This is a genomic window from Streptomyces sp. NPDC050636, assembly GCF_040654775.1.
Taxonomy (GTDB): Bacteria; Actinomycetota; Actinomycetes; order Streptomycetales; family Streptomycetaceae; genus Streptomyces.
In genome coordinates this window covers 84,411-104,393 of the sequence record NZ_JBFAIP010000003.1, presented here as the reverse complement: position 1 = coordinate 104,393, position 19,983 = coordinate 84,411, and the positions used below count along the sequence as shown (strand labels likewise).

The 19,983-nt window shown below is 70.8% G+C and carries 13 protein-coding genes; 4 read left to right on the top strand and 9 right to left on the bottom strand.

Annotated elements, in window-relative coordinates; genetic code table 11:
• Positions 1-266: 266 nt before the first annotated feature.
• Both AB0I10_RS05185 and AB0I10_RS05180 read left to right on the top strand, forming a co-directional pair.
• Complete coding sequence (locus AB0I10_RS05185) at positions 267-5,213, top strand: toxin glutamine deamidase domain-containing protein (RefSeq protein WP_363150939.1); 4,947 nt, start codon at positions 267-269, stop codon at positions 5,211-5,213.
• Between the two features lie 63 nt (positions 5,214-5,276).
• On the top strand, positions 5,277-7,454 hold the full coding sequence (locus AB0I10_RS05180) for an SUKH-4 family immunity protein (protein WP_363150938.1): 2,178 nt from the start codon (positions 5,277-5,279) through the stop codon (positions 7,452-7,454).
• A 75-nt stretch (positions 7,455-7,529) separates the two neighbouring features.
• On the opposite strand, the gene speB is transcribed toward AB0I10_RS05180, so the two are convergent.
• From speB to AB0I10_RS05150, 6 genes are all read right to left on the bottom strand, one after another.
• A complete protein-coding gene (speB, locus tag AB0I10_RS05175) occupies positions 7,530-8,498 on the bottom strand; it encodes an agmatinase (RefSeq protein ID WP_363150937.1) in 969 nt (322 codons plus the stop codon).
• 176 nt (positions 8,499-8,674) lie between these two features.
• The gene (locus tag AB0I10_RS05170) at positions 8,675-9,070 is read right to left on the bottom strand and encodes a CU044_2847 family protein (RefSeq protein ID WP_363150936.1); all 396 of its coding nucleotides are present in this window, start codon (positions 9,068-9,070) and stop codon (positions 8,675-8,677) included.
• A complete protein-coding gene (locus AB0I10_RS05165; RefSeq protein ID WP_363150935.1) occupies positions 9,067-10,977 on the bottom strand; it encodes an SUMF1/EgtB/PvdO family nonheme iron enzyme in 1,911 nt (636 codons plus the stop codon). Before AB0I10_RS05165 ends, AB0I10_RS05170 begins: the two co-directional genes overlap by 4 nt.
• A gap of 168 nt (positions 10,978-11,145) precedes the next feature.
• Positions 11,146-12,051: an Ig domain-containing protein gene (locus AB0I10_RS05160; protein ID WP_363150934.1), complete on the bottom strand. Its 906-nt coding sequence runs from the start codon at positions 12,049-12,051 to the stop codon at positions 11,146-11,148.
• The gene (locus tag AB0I10_RS05155) at positions 12,051-13,103 is read right to left on the bottom strand and encodes a hypothetical protein (protein ID WP_363150933.1); all 1,053 of its coding nucleotides are present in this window, start codon (positions 13,101-13,103) and stop codon (positions 12,051-12,053) included. The genes AB0I10_RS05160 and AB0I10_RS05155 overlap by 1 nt, the downstream gene beginning before the upstream one ends.
• A 212-nt stretch (positions 13,104-13,315) precedes the next feature.
• Complete coding sequence (locus tag AB0I10_RS05150; protein WP_363150932.1) at positions 13,316-14,338, bottom strand: serine protease; 1,023 nt, start codon at positions 14,336-14,338, stop codon at positions 13,316-13,318.
• A 205-nt stretch (positions 14,339-14,543) separates the two neighbouring features.
• On the opposite strand from AB0I10_RS05150, the gene AB0I10_RS05145 reads away from it, so the two are divergent.
• Positions 14,544-15,341 (top strand): phosphatase, encoded by a 798-nt coding sequence (locus AB0I10_RS05145; protein WP_363150931.1) that lies wholly within the window; start codon positions 14,544-14,546, stop codon positions 15,339-15,341.
• Positions 15,342-15,354: 13 nt separating this feature from the next.
• Here AB0I10_RS05145 and AB0I10_RS05140 read toward each other — a convergent pair whose 3' ends face one another.
• From AB0I10_RS05140 to AB0I10_RS05130, 3 genes are all read right to left on the bottom strand, one after another.
• Positions 15,355-16,245 (bottom strand): acyl-CoA thioesterase II, encoded by an 891-nt coding sequence (locus AB0I10_RS05140; protein ID WP_363150930.1) that lies wholly within the window; start codon positions 16,243-16,245, stop codon positions 15,355-15,357.
• A 12-nt stretch (positions 16,246-16,257) separates the two neighbouring features.
• Positions 16,258-17,415 carry an acyl-CoA dehydrogenase family protein gene (locus tag AB0I10_RS05135; protein WP_363150929.1) on the bottom strand — a complete coding sequence of 386 codons (1,158 nt, stop codon included), beginning with the start codon at positions 17,413-17,415 and terminating at the stop codon, positions 16,258-16,260.
• 138 nt (positions 17,416-17,553) lie between these two features.
• Complete coding sequence (locus AB0I10_RS05130; RefSeq protein ID WP_363150928.1) at positions 17,554-18,180, bottom strand: TetR/AcrR family transcriptional regulator; 627 nt, start codon at positions 18,178-18,180, stop codon at positions 17,554-17,556.
• Positions 18,181-18,314: 134 nt separating this feature from the next.
• Between AB0I10_RS05130 and AB0I10_RS05125 the strand changes: the two genes are divergently transcribed.
• Positions 18,315-19,931: a carboxyl transferase domain-containing protein gene (locus AB0I10_RS05125; protein WP_363151085.1), complete on the top strand. Its 1,617-nt coding sequence runs from the start codon at positions 18,315-18,317 to the stop codon at positions 19,929-19,931.
• The last annotated feature ends 52 nt before the right edge of the window (positions 19,932-19,983 follow it).

The window sequence follows — 19,983 nt, the reverse complement described above, 5'->3', positions numbered from 1 at the left end:
CCCACCGGTTGAACCACCCACTGCCTGACGCACCCACTGCCTGAGCACCCGACAGGCCCGAGGAACAGCGCAATCGCCTGTGGCCCCGAGTACGCGGCTGAGGCGCCCGGCTCCATCTGTTCGCGTTCACGCACCTGCCGTTCGCGTTCACGCACCTGCCGCGTTCGCGTTCACCCACACGCCCGCAAGCACGCCAGGGGCGAGGGGGCCACCCGTCCCCTCCCCCGCTTCATCGTCGCTTCGCTGTCCTACGGGGGATTGCCGCCATGTCGCTCATGCTTCCGGACTGGCTCGAATGGGTCCTTGAGATGCTCGGCTACGACTGGCCGACGGGCGACGAGGACAAGATGATGGAGTCCGCCAACCAGTGGCGGGAATTCGCCGCGGCCGTCGAGCAGTTGCAATCGGAGGGTGTGACCGCGGCGGGCAATGTCCTGTCGGCGAACTCCGGCGACAGCATCGACGGATTCAACAAGACCTGGGAGAAGTTCTCGGGCAACGGCTCGGGCTACTTCGACGATGCCCGTACCGCCGCCGAGATGATCGCCGTCGCGATGGACCTGGGCGCCGGGATCATCATCGGGATGAAAGTCGCGGTGATCGCCCAGTTGGCGATCCTTGCGGCAGAGATCATCGCAGCGCAGGCGGCGGCTCCGTTCACGCTGGGACTCTCCGAAATCGGCGCGGCGGCCGCCACACAGGCCACCCGCCTGTTCGTGCGCCGCATCCTGAAGGAGGCGCGCGAGGCGCTGGTCGAGGCGATCATGGAGACGCTCAAGGAGCCGGCCGTCTCCGCGCTGGAGGCGATGATCTCCGACGCCATCGCGCAGGGCATGAACATGAACTTCGGGGCCCAGCAGGGCTTCGACGTCGGCCGCAGCGTCAAGACCGGCGCGGAAGCGGGTGTGGAGGCGGCCAAGAACTCCGGCCAGACCTTCGCCGAGTCGCTCCGTGACGGCGCCGGCGGCAGGGCGGGCGCCCACGCCCGGGGCGGCCTGGATCACGCCGCCGGACGCGGCGGAGACGGCGGAGACGGCGGGGGCGGGAGCAGCGACAGCACGGGAAGCGGCTCGGGGGCCGGGAGTGGCTCGGGGACCGGTTCCGGGGGTGATTCCGGGGGTGGCTCCAGCAGCGGGTCGGGAAGTGGGTCGGGAAGTGGCTCCGCTGGGAGCAGCGGCTCCGGCAGCGGCTCCGGCGGTTCCGGCAGCACCAGTGACGGCGGTGGGGGCAGCGGGAGCGGTACGGGCTCCGGCGCCGGGAGCAGCGGCGGGGGTAGTGGCGCGGGCAGTGGCGCGGGCTCCAACTCACCCCGTCCGAACGGTGATTCGGGCACTGACGCCGGGGGCGGAGCCACTCCCTCCGCCACCCCCGACGGCGGTTCGACGTCCAACGGGCCGGGTGGCTCGTCCGCCGGACCCGACGGATCCGCCCAGGGCCCGGACGGCAACCGCAGCGTTCCGCAGGCTTCGCCGCTGCCGCCCCCGGACCAGCGCACCGCCTTCGACGAGGGCTACACAGGGGGCAACGACCACAACCCGTACGGGACATCCACCACCCCTGACTCCGGCGGCACCCCCGACTCAGGGCGTACTCCTGACTCCGGACGTACCCCCGACTCAGGTGTTACCCCCGACTCCGGACGCACTCCTGACTCCGGCAGCACTCCTGGCACCGGGGCCAGCCCCGACACGGGCGCCACACCGGACGCCTCCCGCCCGGGGCCCGATTCGGCGAGCACCCAGCCGACCCCGGACAACACCCCGAACAACACCCCGGACTCGGCTCGTCCCGCCCCGGACTCCATCAGCACCCAGCCGGCACCCGGCCCCTCCACGCACCCGGACGCGTCCCCGACACCCGACTCCGGCCCAGCCCCTGACCGCTCCTCCTCCCCGACGCCGGACCAGTCCGCTCCGAGTCAGTCCAACTCGCCTTCCCCGGAAGGTCCTTCGCGCCCGGACGGGGCCCAGTCGCCGCAGCCGTCGGCTTCCCCCGACCCGGTCGCCGGCAACCCGCCCTCCAGCGGCGACAACTACGGAAGCGGCAGCAGCAACACCGACAACAACGGCAGTGGCAACGGCAACGGCAACGGCAACAACGGGGACAACTCCAATAGCGGCGGCAGCGGCCGCGTTTCGACACCGCATGTGAGCACGTCCTCCCAGGGCGCCCCCGTACACCACACACCGTCCGCCGGTCCGTCGATCCCGCAGCGCGATCCGTCGCCCGGTGACCCGATGCCCACCGTCGGCGGCGACCAGGACACCACGGTCACCACCCAGTCCGCGGACACCATGACCGCGCCCCCGCCCACCCAGCACACGGCGGATCCCAGCACGTCCGCTCCGTCCGCCCCGTCCACCCCGCAGCAATCCCCGCAGAGCGGTCAGCAGGCCCCGGGTGGGGTGATGGGCGCACCCACCACCATGCCTCCGCAGGGCGGCCCCTCGGCGCCGAACGCCGCCCCGCCACGCGGCGGCAACCCGTCGACCGGCACCCCCGCCGCCCCGTCCACCCGCCGCCCCGACGGCTCCCAGCCGATCCAGGACGTCACCCAACAGCGCCGCCCGGACCGCCCGGCCTACAACCCCCGCCTCGACGGCCCGCGCCCGGACCAGTCGCGCCCCCGCCCGGCCGACCCCCGGGACACCCAGAACGGACGCCCCGACCCGCGGCAGCAACGCCCCACCCAGACACAGCCACGTCCGGACGCCACACGCCCGGACACAACACGTCCCGACACACAGCGCCCGGACGACCCCAACCGGCCGTCCCAGCAACAACCCACGAACGAGAACCAAAGCGCTCCCACGCGCCCGGAGTCGGACCCGACGCGCACCGAGCCGCGCACCGAGACCCCCGCCGGTCCGCGTACCGATCCGCGTACCGATCCGCGTTCCGAACCACGCACCGACGACCCGCGGCAGGACGCCCCCGCAGACCCGTCACGCACCGACGACCGGCCCCGTCAGGACACCACCCCCGACCAGTCCGGCCACGACCGCTCCGACCAGTCCGACCAGTCCGACCAGTCCGACCACTCGAACCGCCCCGACAACACCGACCAAGACACTGACCAGGACACCGACCGCAACGCTGACCGCAACGCTGACCGAGACGCGGACCGGAACACCGACCCGAGCGACACCTCCAACACCAACGACACCTCCAACACCAACGACACCTCCAACATCAACGACGCCCCCGACCCCAACAACTCCTCCGCCCCCCAGCCCGCCTCCGAAACCCGTAACCGCGACAATCCCGGCGGTCTCGAAGGCCCCACCGACGAGCACCAGCAACGCGTCGAGGACTCGATCCCCAAGGACGAGAACGGCGACCCGGAGCACGCCCCGGACCCGGAGCACTGGGCCGAGCGCGTCAACGACCCCGGCCCCGACGCCCCCGGCCGCAACAACAACTGCGTCGACGCCGCCCTGGCCGCCGCCGACACCTACGCCGGCAACCCCACGGCAGCCGCCAACCGCACCCCCGACACCAACCCGGACGGCAGCCCCTCCGACCGCGGCGAGAACAACGGCCGCGACCGTATCGAGAACACCCTCGGCGCCCGCTTCAACGACTACGGCAACGGCCGGGACGCCTTCAACCGCCTGGAGAACACCCTCCGCGACTCCGGCCACGGCTCCCAGGCCGTCATCGTCACCCAGGACCGCAACGGCCGCGCCCACGCCTGGAACGTCGTCAACCACAACGGCAAGATCACCTACGTCGACGCCCAGACGGGCCGGCGCAGCGACAAGCCGCTCCATGACGGCAGCAACGGTGTGCACGCGATCCCGCTGGACGCCAACCGCCGCCCCATCAGCGACGACACACCGTCGTCCGAGCGGCCGGCGAACGAGGGTGAGCGCCGGCCCGCCGCGGAGCCGGCGGGGTCCGACCCGAAAAAGCACTCCCTAGATGACATGGACATCGACGACGGGGACGGCAAGAAGCCGAAGCTCGACCAGGACGACAACGGTCCCGAGGGCGAAACCGAGCGGGAACGGCACGTACGCGAGAACACGAACGAGGACGGTTCGGAAGGGCCGAAGCTGCAGAGTCCGCAGGGCCTCGATCCGGACGCGGCCCAGCGGGATCTGCGCTCGGACGGCCGGAACCCCGTCTTCCGTACGGACACCGAGACGACCCACAACAACCTCTCGACCTGGGCCGATCCCGATCACCCCGGCACGGACGAGCACGGCCGCAGCCCGCTCGCCCAGGTGCTGGACCGTACGGCACGGGAGCACGGACCTGAGGGACGCACCACCTTCACGCAGGACGAACTGAACAAGATTCTGCGCGATCCCAACTTCAGCGACCTGGACCAGGGTCAACGGGGCGCCGTGGTCGCCGCGTTGGCCCGTATGAGCATCTCGTTCCACGAGCAGCATGCGGCCGAGATCCACCGGACGGACGCGGACGGAAAACCCACGGGTGAAACAGATCGCCCTGGCCCTGCTATTCGAGAGCGGTCGAATTGGCCGGCCGCCCACCGCCCCGGCATGATGCCCGACATCAAGGCAGCGGGGAAGGACATCAATTTTGACGACGTGAACCAGCGCAACGCGGAAAAGGGACAGGAGACCCATTACAAGCGCCCGGGCCTCAAGGCGCTCCTGGACGCTGCGGGCGATCACCGTCCGGACTTCACCGGGAAGAACTTCGCCGTCCTGGAAGTACAGCGCCCCGACGGCTCCGTCGAGTACCTGGTCGACTCCTCTGTCCCCGCCGGTAAGCACGGATATGAGCCGGGGCACTCCGAAAAGGTGCTGCTGGAGGAGGTCGACCGCCGGAACGGCTCGGAAGACCCGAGCCAGCACGTCAAGGTGAAGGGGCTGTATACCGAGCGGGAGCCCTGCGGAAAGGGCGAAGGGCACGCGAACTGCTCGAACCGGCTGCGGATCCATCCGGAGATGCAAGGGGTCCCGGTGCACTACAGCACGACGTATCGCTCCGACCCTGATGGCGTGGCGCAACGCGACGCCATCAGGAAGGAGCATGAGCCGGAGATTCAGCGGATCAAGAATGACAAGAACCTGAGCGAGGAACAACGTGAGGCCGCTCTGAAGGCGGAACGAGACCGCCGGGACGCACGCACCGGCAAGATCGAAACCGGGAAGGAAAAATCCATCAAGGGCGAATTCACGGGCTACATGAAGGGAATTGGCGACACCTGGGTGAAGGTCATTCCCCAACTACTGTGAGAGTAGCCGGAGTAGCCTGGGCCGGGGGATCTCGCCGATATCCGTACGACGCATGGAGAGTTGATGCAGCACGAGCCCGCCCAAGGTACGACCCCCGATGCGGTCATCTCGCAGCTCACATCCTGGTGGCAGGACGAGGCCTGGGTCCCCGAAGTGGTCGAGATCGCCGGGCCACCCCGGTCGGGACGTACGGATACGCTGCTGCGGCTGTCCCGTGAGATTCCCGAGGCCGAGTTGCTGGACGCCACGGGGCTGACCGCCGAGGAACTCCTGGACACCATCTGCGATATCGGAGAGGTGGATCTGGTCGGGGCGGCCGAAGGAGAATGGTCGCCGTCGGAGGATCGCGCCGACGAGCGGCGGCTCATCCTGGTGTCGAACACCCAGCGCGCAGGTCGCACCCGGCTCTCGTCACACCCCCGCCGCTTCGCCGACTTCAATCTTGACCAGCTCGCTCAGAATGGCGGGCTGGGCGTCATCATCGAAGTGAGCGACGCGAGTTACGACCACCGGGAGAACCGACGCCGATTCCACCTGGACGCCGATGTCACAGTGACCGGCCCGCGCGAATCCGGCATCGAATCCGGCATCGAATCCAGCTCCGTGCCGTCGGAGATCCGCGCACTGGCTCTCGCGGAAGAACGTCGCGTGCCGATCCGCGTCTGGGAGGCGTTGGCCCAGGCGTATGGAGCCGAGGACGCCAGGGCCGACCGGCTCACACAGATCGCACTGGAGCATTCCACGCTGCTGTGTATCGACTCCGGTCATGTGCAGTTCCGTCAGGAGTGCGAGGCGGACCGGCTCCGCGCCAACACCCCCGTCGAATTGTTCCGCACGGTCAATCGTGATGTCTGTGCATGGCTGCGCACCAGTACGGCGGAGCTCTCCCACCCCGACGGATGGCAGGCGTCGGGGGATATCGGAGCCTATGCCGCCAAGGCGTTGCCGATGCATGCACTCAACGCCGGGGAATCGGATCTGCTGATCAGCGATGGCCGGCTGGCTGCGAATACCACCCAGGACGCGTTTCTTGACGCGTTGAGCTGTATGCCCGGTCCCGCGCGGGGAAACTCCGGGGCCTCCGATGCCTTTTACGCACACCTGAACGGCATCACGCCCCCGAGTCAGGGTGAGTGGGCGGCGTGGCTTCACCTTTTGGCCTCGGCGCGAGGCGACCACAACAGGGCGCGGGAGATCGAGAGTTCCGGTGTACGGCTTCCCTGGAAGGTGCGCTGGACGAACTGGCGGCCGCCGGGCGGTTGGCAGGCACGCTTCACCGAGCCGGGGTCAATCGTCAGCCTCACCGCTGTACGCAGGGAGAAGAAGGATCTCGTCGTGGGCTTCGGTGAACTGACCCGAGCCATCTGGATCTGGGACCCGGAGACCGGCGAGCAGGAATTCCCCGCGTTCACCGAAGAACTCCCCCAAGACGTCGCCGAGTCGCTGTCCTGGCCGGGTTCCCGTACCACTCCCATCACCGCACAGCAGCTGCGCAAGTCGGCCATTCCGTCCGGGCTGCGCGGGCTCGACGAAGAATTCCTGTCCTGCTCCCTGACGATGGGCGACCTGTTGATCCTGGCGGGCTCCGGTGGGGCCATCGCGGTGGAATCCACCGAACCCGCCACGCCGGTGGCGCTCTCTCCCCTCCGGAATGAGGCACTGGTGTGGCCCTACCGGCCGGTGAACGACCCCGTGCTGGCCGAGGCCGAGCCGTTGAGCCGCCAGGCGCTGGACGACCTGTTCGGATCCGATTTCACGCAGCGCCTCCCGGTCGAGTCCGTGCCGCCGGGAATTGCCGACGAGGCCGCACGACGGATTCTGACCGACATCGGCCTGCCGCCTGTCAATGTCATGGGGCTGGGGCTGGATCCGATTGCCGAAACAGGCATCAGGGAAGTCGTCTGGCCGGCCGACGCCCCGGACTCCGGCAGAGCGGGCCCCTTCTTCCGTATCGGAAAATGGTGGGGCGGGACCGTCGTCATCGATGGCGGCAGCGGCGAGGTATTGCGGACGCCGTCCGATGACGAACCCCCTGCGTGGAGCGAAGACTTCGCAGTGGCCGCGCACCTGGAGAAATTCCTGACGATGGTCCACTTCTTCACCACCGGTGTGCATATGCTCGCCGCGACGCGTAACCGCATGGAAGGCATCTATCTGCGCGTCCACCTCGAAACGGGCCTTGAGTCGATCGACGCCCGCGGCGCGGAATCGCCCGCGTGGATGTACCAGCTGCGTTCCTAGCGATAAGCCGACCGGCCCGCCACGACTTTCGCGGCGGGCCGGTCGTCGTCCAATCGTCGTCCGGACGTCGCCTGGTCAGCTCCGCGACGCCGCGATCTGCCGGGACATGATCGTGGTGAGCTCGTAGGCCGCGTGGGAGGCGGCGACCGAGGTGATCTCCGCGTGGTCGTAGGCCGGCGCGACCTCGACCAGGTCGGCGGAGACCAGATTGCAGGACGCCAGGCCGCGCAGGATTTCCAGGAGTTCGCGGGAGGTGAGACCGCCGGCCTCCGGGGTTCCGGTGCCGGGGGCGTGGGCCGGGTCCAGGACGTCGATGTCGATGGAGATGTAGAGGGGGCGGTCGCCGATGCGCTGGCGGAGCTGGTCGGCGACCTCGTCGACGCCGCGGCGCATGACGTCCGCGGAGGTGACGATGCCGAAGCCCATCTTCTCGTCCTCGTCGAGGTCCTTCTTGCCGTAGAGCGGGCCGCGGGTGCCGACGTGGGAGAGGGCGGAGGTGTCGAGGATGCCTTCCTCGACGGCGCGGCGGAAGGGGGTGCCGTGGGTGTATTCGGCACCGAAGTAGGTGTCCCAGGTGTCCAGGTGGGCGTCGAAGTGGAGCAGGGCGACCGGGCCGTGCTTCTTCGCCATGGAGCGGAGGAGGGGCAGGGCGATGGTGTGGTCGCCGCCGAGCGTCATGAGGCGGGCGCCGGTGCCGAGGAGGTCGTCCGCCGCGGCCTCGACGGACTCCACAGCCTCGTTGATGTTGAACGGGTTGGCGGCGATGTCGCCGGCGTCCGCGACCTGGGCCAGCGCGAACGGGGACGCGTCCTGGGCCGGGTTGTACGGGCGGAGCAGGCGGGAGGCCTCGCGGATGGCGTTGCCGCCGAAGCGGGCGCCGGGGCGGTAGGAGACGCCGGTGTCGAAGGGGACGCCGACGACGGCCACATCCGCCCGGGACACCTCGTCGAGGCGGGGCAGGCGCGCGAAGGTCGCCGGACCGGCGTAGCGCGGAATGCGGGAGGAGTCGACGGGGCCCACGGGCTCAGGGGATGCGGTGGTCATGAGGTGGAGGGTAGGGAAGGCTACGGAATCCGCACATGGACATTTGTGTGAGGGAGGCCGGGGGGCGTTCGACAGTTTGTCCAGGGGTGACCAGGGGTTGGGCCAGGGTGGCCACGGCGGACCGCTGGGCTGGTCAGGCAGGTCACTCGGCCGGGCCGGTCAGTCGGGCCGGCCGATCACCCCGGTCGGCCGGGTTCGGGCACGCTGGGGCCCGCCTCAGGCGCCTCGGGGGTTTCGCGGCGTCGGCCGGAGTGATCGCCGCACCAGGTGACGGTGACCTGAAGGTGGCCCTCCACACCGGTTTTGGTGATCACCGCACCCGCCTCGGCGGTCAGCCGGACCCCGAACTGGATCTGCACCTCGTCCGGGCGCTGCGCCAGCGAGCTGAAGCTGCGCAGCGCCACATCGGCCGCGTCACGTACGCCGTCCAGGGCACGGTTGAAGGTCGTGGTGCCGGCCGCGATGGCACCGTCCCCACGGGAGGCGCCCACCATGCCCGACTCGTCGGGGCGGGCCTCCACCGTCACCTCGCCGCCACCGTCCAGGGGGAAGCGGAGAAGTTCTTCGGTCATGGGGATCGGAACCTTTCGGGGTACTCATGGATGTCTCGGATGTGACGGAGGGCGGGCCCGTGCGGCTCCGAAGGCGCGCGCGGCTCCGGCGGCGGATACGGCTCCGCCGACTCCCCCGGCTCATACGGAACGGTCTCGTGGCCGACGTCGGAGGCACAGCGGAAACCGATGGCCGGGTCGGCGTGGTCGGCCCTGGCCTGCGACTGGTACGAGACCAGGCCGTACACCTCCAGCAACTCGCCCGCCGCGCCGCCGCGTACCCCTCGGAAGCCGCGCACGCTGCCCGCCGCAACCCATTCGTTGACGTTGCCGGTCATGTCGAGCACGCCCCAGGGGGACTCCCCGGCGGGGATGGCGCCAACCGGGGACGTGGCCGCGCCGCCCAGCCGTGAGCCGCCGCGCGGGCCGTAGCAGCGGGCGCGCTCGAAGGTGCTGCCCCAGGGGTACATCCGGTCGTCCTCCGCGCCGCGGGCCGCCTTCTCCCATTCGAGCGGGTCGGGCAGCCGCTTGCCGCACCACAAGGCGTAGCAGAGCGCGTCGCGCCAGCTCACGGATGTCACCGGATGGTCGGGGGCCTCGGCCAGCATCTCCTTGAAGTCCTGCGGTTCCGGGTAGTTCACGGCCTCGACGAAGGCGGCGTACTGGGCGTTGGTGACCGGGGTGCGGTCGATGTCGAAGGCCCGGCAGAACACCTTGCGGGGGCCTCCGTCGGCGGTGAGCTGGCGGACCTGGTCGTCGTCCGGCGCCATCCGCGCGGTGATCAGGGCGTGCCGGGCCTGTGAGTCGCTGAGGCCGTGGATGAACGGGCCCGCCGGGATCCGCACCATGTCCGGGCCGGGCGCGCGGTCCACCCGCCGGACGAGGCGTTCGTCGCATACGGGACAGGCCGTCCCCCGGCCCGTACTCATACCCGGCCCCGGCCCCGCGCCCGCGACCACGCCGATGAAACCGCACCCGTCGCAGAACGGGCGGTACAGGTCCCGTTGCGCGAGGGTGCCGGCCATGCCCGCGTGCAGCAGGGTGTCGGCGATGGCCTGGGCGGTGGGGCGGTCCTCGGGGCGTGGCGAGAGCATCGCCACGACGATGTGGGCGAGCTCTTCCGGTACGTCCGGACAGCGCTCGGCCAACTCCCGGCGCAGCGCGCCCGGTTCGCTGAGCGGCCAGTGGCCCGTGAGGCGCCCGGTGAGGCACTGGTGGAAGATCATGCCGAGGGCGTAGACGTCGTCCGGGGGAGTCGCCAGATCCATCCGCTCTACGCGCTGCGGGGAGAGGTATTCGATCCGGGTGGTGCCGTCCGAGAGCTCGCCGGCGCCGCTGAGCCCCCAGTCGATGAGGCGCACCTCGTTCGCCCTGGTCAGCAGGATGTTGGTGGGTTTGAGGTCGCGGTGGCAGACAGCTGCGGCATGGGCGTGTGCGAGCGCGCTGGCCACTCCGCCGCACATCCGCGCCGACTGGCTGAGCGACAGCCGCCCGGCGGCCAGGAGTTCGGCGAGCGCGGGCCCGTCCACGTACTCCATGAAGAGCGCCGGGCCGAGGGCCACCCGTATGACCTCCGCCACCCGGCCCGCCGCGTCCGCGCCGTCCCCGTCCGCCGCATCGCCCGCCCGCGGCCCGTCCTCGACCTGCTCCAGCGCGGGCATGGCCAGCACCGGGCGGGCGGTGCACGGCGCCTGGCCGAGCCGGGCCACCGCGACCTCGCACTCATGCAGGAACGCCTGGTCGGCCGCGCTGCCGAGGCGGGCCCGCACCTCGCCGCGGATCCGCTTCACCGCGAGCCGCTCGCCATGCCGGCCCTCGACCACGCCGACCTCGGAGAACCCGCCCCGGCGCACCTCACGCACCTCATGGCCGGTGCTCAGCCGGGCTCCGGTCCGCAGCCCGGCCCGCGGATCCGACTCGAATCCCATCTTCCGCTCCCGTCCCGGCCCGTAACCTCGCCGGATTTTCTCCCCAACTCCCGTGCAGGCGGCCAATGTTCACCAGCCGCCGGCGAGTCGGCACCTCGGCTCCGCGCCCCCGGTACGTCCATCGGTCGGCGGACCGGCCACACGCCGGCATCACCCCGGATCGGCGAATCACCTCCGGAACATCCCCGGCACCTCCCTCGCCACCAGCTGCGGCCGGCCGAAGAAGATCAGCTTCAGGATCTGCAGGACCACGAGCGCGCCGATCCCGCCCAGGACGAGCAACCACCAGGGCGCATCCGAGACGTCGCTCTCCCGCTCCGGGCGCACCTCGCCGACCACGAGCCGGACCTGCTGTTCGGCCTGGAGGCCGGTGCGGTCCTTGACGGTTATGCCGAAGGTGAAGATGCCTTCCTTGGCGGGCTTGCCGGAGAGTTCGCCACTGCGGGAGAGCTTCATACCGCCGGGAAGGGCGCCGGCCGGCTGCCAGGTGTAGGGGGTGCTGCCCGCCTCTGCCGCGAAGCGGTGTGCCGGATACGCCTCGCCCTTCTTGCCTTCGGGCACCGCGACCGTCTTGGAGACCACCCGCAGCTGCGGGCGCTCGGCTCCCTCCTCGGCCGCCCGGCGCACCTTCAACGACAGGGTGCGCTCGGCGCGTTGCCCCTGGGAGTCCTCCACCCGGACGGTGGCGTGAACCGCGCCGGGCGGACCGGCGGGCTCCTCGGCGCGGCCGGTGAGCACGCCCCCCGGGGTGAGCCTGAGCCCCTTGGGGAGTTCGCCGGACGTCCGGTCCCAGTGGTACGGGGCGACGCCGCCGACGGCCGCGAGAGTGAGTTCGTACGGCGAGCCCGCCAGCGCGTCCGGCGCCTTGGCGGTGGCGACCTCGACCTTGGGCGGTTTGCTGGCCTCCTCCTTGCCGGCCGGGTTGTTGGCACTCACCAGGCTGAGCAGTACGGCCAGGAACATCAAGGTGGCGATGATGATGAGCAGCAGGTCGATAAAGCGCAGCTCCACCGGCGCGCCGTCCTCGCTGCCGCGCCGCGCGCCGAACCCCCTGGCTCCCCCGAAGCCACGCATCAGAGGACTCCGTCACCCGGGTCGCCGGGACCGCCGGGCAGCCCGCGGCCGCCGGGAAATCCGTTCTGGCCGGGCACCCTGCCCTGGGTGCGCACCGGCGTCAGGACCATTTCGCGGTCCATTCCCTCGCCGATGGCCGCCAGTTGGGCGCCGATGGCGCCGAGTTGCTGGATGACCTCCTCGGAGCGGTCGGGCTTGACGTCCCGCGCATCGAACCGCACTTGGGAGGCTTCGGCCTTGAGCCGGCCCAGCTCTGTGTTCAACCCCTGGGCCCCTTCGGCGGCCGCCCGCATGGCCTCGGACATGGCGGCCGCCGCTTCGGCCTCGGCGGCCCGATCGCGGCCGGAGAGCGTCGCGCCCCCGGCGCTTCCGGACAACCGGTCGAGGACCAGTTCGTCCAGCTCCAGCAGCAGCCGCTCCTCACGGGTGTGCACGAAGGAGACCAGCAGATGGCAGACGACGCTGCTGCCGAGCGCGAACAGCGTGATGCCGAAGGCGGAGGCGAGCGGCCTGATCACATCGGACACCAGCACACCGCTCAGCTCGGCGTAGTCGGTGGTGCCGCGCATGGCGCCGCTCAGCCCGCGGACCGACCGCGACATCTCCGCGGCGGTGCCGATGAAGCCGAGCGCGGGCAGCGCCCACACCAGGGCGCGGATGACGGCGTACGGCGTCTCGGCGCGCGCCCCGCGGACCGCGGAATGACCGCCGACGAGCGACTCGACCTGCGCCGGGTCGGTCGTGCCGGCGATCAACCGGACCTGGTTCAGGGCCTCGTGCACCTCGGTCCGTGCGTGCCCCGGGCCCCTCGGCTTCGCGGCGGCCAGCGACGCGGCCTCCCGGCTGTTGCGGTTGCTCAGGGCGAGCAGCATCAACAGCACCCAGATGTTGAGGGCGAGCACGGATGTGGCAAGGAGCTGGGAGGCTCCGCCGTGTTCGACGAGGCTGTGGAGTGGCGGCACTGTCGCGGTGGCCCCCGTGAGGCTCAGCAGCAGGGCGGAGCCCACCCCTAACAGCCCGCACCAGGTGAATGTCGTCCGCAGCTTCTTCATCGCTCCACGCCTCCCCTGTACCGCGACCACGCCGCGGCGGCCTTTCCCAGCGTCACCGTCGATGACACTGCCGATTTCGTCATGCGGATTTCGCTACTGTCGATGACGAATCGATCATGGGGAGTAGTTCCCCCGTCACTCGAACGAGCTCACTTCACAAAACCGCGAGACGGAAGAGGCGTTGGCGGCTACTGGGGCACGGGCAACTGACGCTACCGAACGGTGTGACGGTCGTCTACGAACTCCAACTCCCAGCATCCGGAAGCCTGTTGACCGTCGGCCGCGGAGAGGACGGCACGGATCACCACCGTGTCCCCGTGGTACAGCCGCAGCCGGTCCACCTCCGGGACGAGCTCCGGGCCGCCGGCACCGGGGTGCCGCACGTAGGTGCGCACCTGCTCCATCGGGCTCTCCACGTACCACTGGCCGAATTCGCAGGCCAGCAGGCAGTGCCAGCGGCTGACGACATGCGGCGGCCGGGACGCGAGCAGGACGTACGGCTCACGCGGGCCGCCGTCGCCGCGGCCGATCCAGAACTCATGGCGTCCGGGGCCCGTGGTGCGCAGCGGCGCCATCCTCGGCGGCCCGCCGTGCGGATCGTGGATCCACAGCCGGACGGGACTGGGCTCGGCCAGCTCCGGCCAGTGCGTACGGAGGCCGTCGACGGGGAGGGCGTACGCGGTGCGCAGCGCGGCGAGCCGGTCAACGGCGGTCACCATGCCGATGACGGCCCGGAGCTCCTCGTCCCATACGGGCGAGCCGCTGAACCCTCGGGCGGGCGGATGGCCCGGTTGGCTGACGGCGGCGAACTGCAGCAGACCGCCGGCGGTGCGGCCCGCGAGCCGGCCGCCGGCCCAGACCCCGTCCGGATGGCCGTCGGGAAAGCCGTAAGCGCCGACCGTGTGCCCGGCCAGCTCGGCGTTCTCCTCCAGGGGGGCGGGCTCGGCCCCGTACGGGATGCGGTCCGGCCGCAGCACGGCGACATCGTCCGGGCCGCCGATCGCGTCGGGCTCACAGGCGAGCACTATCTGCGCCGGGATGCCGCTGCCGCGCTCCAGGAACGGGAAGTCGACCCGGACGCCGCCCTGCCCGTCCGGTCCTCGGCATTGCTTGACGACATGAGCACAGGTGAGGACGGTGCCGTTGGCGCAGAGGGTGCCGCCGCCGGCGACCGCGCCGCCGTCGGCCGCTCGTACCCGTACCTGCCACGGCGGCTTCTCCGCCTTGCTGCCCACCGGTCGGCCCCCCTTACGCCGTACGGGTCACCTGGGGAAAACCTGGCCCTGTCCCGGCACACCTACGGGAACACCCGGGAATCCCCCGGCGATCGTAGCCGCCGGGCGCACGGCCGGGCCCGGCGCACGCCCGGTGTCCACGCTCCCGTGTCCGCGCTCCGGAACTCCGCCGCCCCGGCAGATCTGTACGGGCACAATGGGCGCTATGCCGATAGCCGCTGCAGCCGCAGCTCCAACACGCGCCGAACTCGTCGACCATCTCGTGCGGACCCGGATCGCCGGTGACGTGGCCACCCCCCGCGAGAACAACCTTGACCACTACCGCAAACTCGCCAACGGCGACCGCCACTACTGGCTCGGCCTGGAGCTCGGCAACCGGTGGACGGACGAGCAGGACGTGCTCGCGGTGATGGCGGAGCGCTGCGGTGTGAGCGACGATCCGCACCACCGGCAGGGGCAGGACACCATCGACCCCGAGCTGACGGTGGACGCCCTGGACCGTACCGCCGCGGTGCTGCGCAAGGCGGCGGCCGACCGGCAGCGGGTGCTGTTCGCGACCGGTCACCCGGGCGGTCTGCTGGACGTGCACCGCGCCACGGCCGAGGCGCTGCGGGCGAAGGGCTGCGAGATCATGGCCGTACCGGGCGTCCTGGCGGTGGAGGAGGGCCTGGTCGTCCAGTTCGCCGACGTGGCGATGCTGGAGCGCGGCGCGACGCTGTGGCACACCCACTCCCCCGCGCCGATGGCGGCGATCCTGGACCAGCTGGAGCGGGAAGGCGCCCCGCTGCCGGATCTGGTGATGGCCGACCACGGCTGGGCGGGCTGCGCGGGCCAGCGCGGTATCGAGGTGGTGGGCTTCGCGGACTCCAATGACCCGGCGCTCTTCCTGGGCGAGGCCGAGGGCACGCTCCAGGTGACGATCCCGCTGGACGACCACGTCCTGAGCCCGCGTTACTACGACCCGCTGACCGCATACCTGCTGGACGCCGCCGGTCTGCGCTGAGCAGCCGGTTCCGCTACTCCCGCGGCACCCGGATCACGCCCTCCTGGATCACCGACACCGCCAACTGCCCGTCCGCCGTGAAGATCCGGCCCTTGCCCAGCCCCCGGCCGCCCTGGGCGGTGGGGGACTCCTGGTCGTAGAGCAGCCATTCGTCGGCGCGCAGCGGCCGGTGGAACCACATCGCGTGGTCCAGGCTCGCGCCGACCACATCGCCGACCGCCCAGCCGCCCCGGCCGTGCGCGAGCAGGATCGAGTCCAGCAGGGTCATGTCGGAGACATAGGTGACCAGGCAGATGTCCAGCAGCGGCCGGGCGATGTCGCTGACGCCGTCGAGTTTGCCCTGGGTACGGAACCAGACCTGGGAGCGGGGTTCGCGCGGCTCCCCCACGCTCCCGAACGGCGGCGCGTCCGCATAGCGCAGGTCGACGGCCGCCCGGGCCTCCAACAGCCGTTCCACGACACCCGGTTCGCGGAACCGGTCCGCGTACCGGGGCAGCATCTCGGCCGCGGTGGGCAGGGTCAGCGGATCCGGCGCATAGGGCATCGGCTCCTGGTGCTCCAGCCCTTCCTCGTGCACCTGGAAGGACGCGGAGAGGTGGAAGATCGGCTGGCCGTGCTGCACGGCGACGACGCGGCGGGTGGTGAAGGACCGGCCGTCGCGGATGCGGTCGACGGTGTAGACGATCGGCGCGCCGGGGTCTCCTGGGCGCAGGAAGTAGGCGTGCAGGGAGTGCGGCGGCCGGTCTTCGGGGACCGTCTGCCCGGCCGCGACCAGGGCCTGCGCCGCGACCTGGCCGCCGAAGACCCTGGGGACGATCGAATCGCGGCTCTGGCCGCGGAAGATGTCCTCCTCGATCCGCTCCAGGGCGAGCAGATCGAGGAGGGAGCACAGCGCGTCGGACATGTGCGTACGGCCTTACAGGCCCATGGACTTGGCGATGATCGACTTCATGACCTCGCTGGTGCCGCCGTAGATGCGGTTGACGCGGTTGTCGGCGTACAGGCGGGCGATCGGGTACTCGTTCATGTAGCCGTAGCCGCCGTGCAGTTGGAGGCAGCGGTCGATGACGCGGTGGGCGACCTCGGTGCAGAAGAGCTTCGCCGAGGCGGCCTCGGCGGCCGTCAGCTCACCCGCGTCCAGGGCCTGCAGCGCGCGGTCGGCGACGGCCTCGGCGGCGTCCACCTCGGCCTGGCAGGCGGCCAGCTCGAACTTGGTGTTCTGGAAGGCGGCGACCGGCTTGCCGAAGACCGTGCGGTCCTGCACGTACTGCTTGGCGAACCCGACGGCGGCCTTGGCCTGCGCATACGCACCGAAGGCGATGCCCCAGCGCTCGGAGGCCAGGTTCTTGCCCAGGTAGCCGAAGCCCTTGTTCTCTTCGCCGAGCAGGTCGTCGACCGGCACCTGCACATCGACGAACGCCAGCTCGGCGGTGTCGGAGACCTTCAGGCCGAGCTTGTCCAGCTTGCGGCCGACCGAGTAGCCCTCGGCCTTGGTGTCGACGGCGAAGAGCGAGATGCCGAAGCGGCGGTCGTCCTCCTTCGGCGGGGCGGTGCGGGCGCAGACGATGACGCGGTCGGCGTGGACGCCGCCGGTGATGAAGGTCTTGGCGCCGTTGAGGACGTAGTGCGTGCCGTCCTCGGAGAGCTTGGCGGTGGTCTTCATGCCCGCGACGTCGGAGCCGGTGCCCGGCTCGGTCATCGCGAGCGCCCACATCTCCTCACCGGTGACGAACTTCGGCAGGAAGCGCTTCTTCTGCTCGTCGGTGGCGAGCATCTGGATGTACGGCAGTCCGAGGAGCACATGCACGCCGGAGCCGCCGAAGGAGACGCCCGCGCGGGCGGTCTCCTCGTACATCACGGCCTCGTACGTGTGCGAGTCGATGCCGGCGCCGCCGTACTCCTCGGGTACCCGGATGCCGAAGATGCCCAGCTCACCGAGCTTGTAGTAGAAGTCGCGCGGGGCCTGGCCCGCGGCGAACCACTCGTCGTGGACGGGGACGACCTCGGCCTCGATGAAGGCGCGTATGGTCTCGCGGAACGCCTCATGATCCTCGTTGAACACCGTACGGCGCATCTTCGTGGCCCTCCTCCAGGTCGCCGGCCAAGCACCGTCTAAGCGCTTGCTCAGCGAAAGCTACCCGCCAGTCAAGGAAGCTGTCCAGAGGTAACCGAACGGCCTGGATGCGAGCTGCGCCACGCGAGCGGCCGCCCCCTACGCACCTGCCGCCGCCACCGTCTCCGGCTCCGCCGCCACCGCGCCGAAGGCTCCCAGCGCCAGCCGGTGCAGCAGTTCCGCCATCTCCGTACGGCCCGGGAGTGCGCCCGGGCGGCCCAGGTGCGGGGTGGAGTTGAGCAGGCCGAATACGGCGTGCACCGCGGCACGGGCCTGCGACTCGGAGGGCTCGGGGTGGACCCGGCGTACGACCTCGACCCACAGCTCGACGTACTGCCGCTGCAGCTGCCGCACCCGCTTGCGATCGGCCTCCCGCAGCCGGTCCAGCTCCCGGTCGTGCAGGGTGATCAGCGGACGGTCGTCCAGCGCGAAGTCGATATGGCCGTCGATCAGCGCGTCCAGCACCGCCTCGGGGCTCTCGCCGCCCTCGGCGACCCGCATCCGGCCGCCCGCCAGCAGCCGCTCGCTGATCCCCACCAGCAGCTCGGCGAGCATCGCGTCCTTGCCGGCGAAGTGGCGGTAGAGGCCGGGACCCGAGATGCCCACGGCCGCCCCTATCTCGTCCACACCGACACCGTGGAAGCCGCGCTCCGCGAAGAGCCGGGCGGCCTCCTTGAGGATCTGCTCGCGGCGGCTGGTCGGGGCAGGGGCGTGCGCATTACTCATGCCGCCAATTGTAGACAGGCGGGTTAGTGCTCGTTAACCTGAAGGAAATGAGGTTAACGCCCATTAACCCGGAGGGCCTGGCGGACGCCGACCGCGACGCCGGGACCGAGGACCGAGCAAGGGGGCTCTTACTGATGGAGCAGGCACCGGTGCTGGGGAGTACCGCCGACCCGGCGTCCGACTCCTGGCGTGCCAACGAGGCCGCGCACCGCGAGCTGGCCGCGGAGCTGCGCGAGAAGCTCGCGGCGGCGCGGCTGGGCGGCGGTGAGAAGTCCAGAGCCCGGCACACCGCGCGCGGCAAGCTGCTGCCCCGGGACCGGGTGGACGCCCTCCTGGACCCCGGATCGCCGTTCCTGGAGCTGGCGCCGCTCGCCGCGGAGGGGATGTACGGCGGGTCCGCCCCCGCCGCCGGAGTGATCGCCGGCATCGGCCGGGTCTCCGGCCGCGAGACGGTGATCGTCGCCAACGACGCCACGGTCAAGGGCGGCACGTACTACCCGATGACGGTCAAGAAGCATCTGCGGGCGCAGGAGATCGCCCTGGAGAACCGTCTCCCCTGCCTGTACCTCGTGGACTCCGGCGGTGCCTTCCTGCCGATGCAGGACGAGGTCTTCCCCGACCGCGAGCACTTCGGGCGGATCTTCTACAACCAGGCGCGGATGTCCGGCGCCGGCATCCCGCAGATCGCGGCGGTGCTCGGGTCCTGCACGGCGGGCGGCGCCTACGTCCCGGCGATGAGCGACGAGGCCGTCATCGTGCGCGAACAGGGCACGATCTTCCTGGGCGGGCCGCCCCTGGTGAAGGCCGCCACCGGCGAGGTCGTCACCGCCGAGGAGCTGGGCGGCGGCGAGGTGCACGCCAAGACCTCCGGGGTCACCGACCACCTCGCCGAGGACGACGCACACGCACTGCGGATCGTGCGCACCATCGTCGCCACCCTCGGCGACCGCGACCCGCTCCCCTGGTCCGTACGGCCTGTCGAGGAGCCCAAGGTCGATCCGGCCGGCCTCTACGGCGCGGTGCCCGCGGACTCCCGTACGCCCTACGACGTCCGCGAGGTGATCGCCCGGCTCGTCGACGGCTCCCGCTTCGCGGAGTTCAAGGCCGAGTACGGCACGACCCTGGTGACCGGCTTCGCGCATCTGCACGGCCACCCGGTCGGCATCGTCGCCAACAACGGCATCCTGTTCTCCGAATCCGCCCAGAAGGGCGCCCACTTCATCGAGCTGTGCGACCAGCGCGGCATCCCGCTGCTCTTCCTCCAGAACATCTCCGGCTTCATGGTCGGCCGCGACTACGAAGCGGGCGGCATCGCCAAGCACGGCGCCAAGATGGTGACCGCGGTGGCCTGCACCCGCGTCCCCAAGCTGACCGTCGTCATCGGCGGCTCCTACGGCGCGGGCAACTACTCGATGTGCGGCCGGGCCTACTCCCCCCGCTTCCTGTGGATGTGGCCGAACGCCAAGATCTCGGTGATGGGCGGCGAACAGGCCGCGTCCGTCCTCGCGACCGTCAAGCGCGACCAGCTGGAGGCGCACGGCCAGGAGTGGAGCGCCGAGGACGAGGACGCCTTCAAGGCGCCGATCCGCGAGCAGTACGACACCCAGGGCAACGCCTATTACGCGACCGCCCGGCTGTGGGACGACGGCGTGATCGACCCCCTGGAAACCCGGCAGGTGCTGGGACTGGCGCTCACCGCCTGCGCCAACGCCCCCTTGGGCGAACCCGGCTACGGCGTCTTCAGGATGTGAGCGGGATGTCAGAGCCGAGAGGGATGCTGGACACGAGAGGGATGCCCGCAGG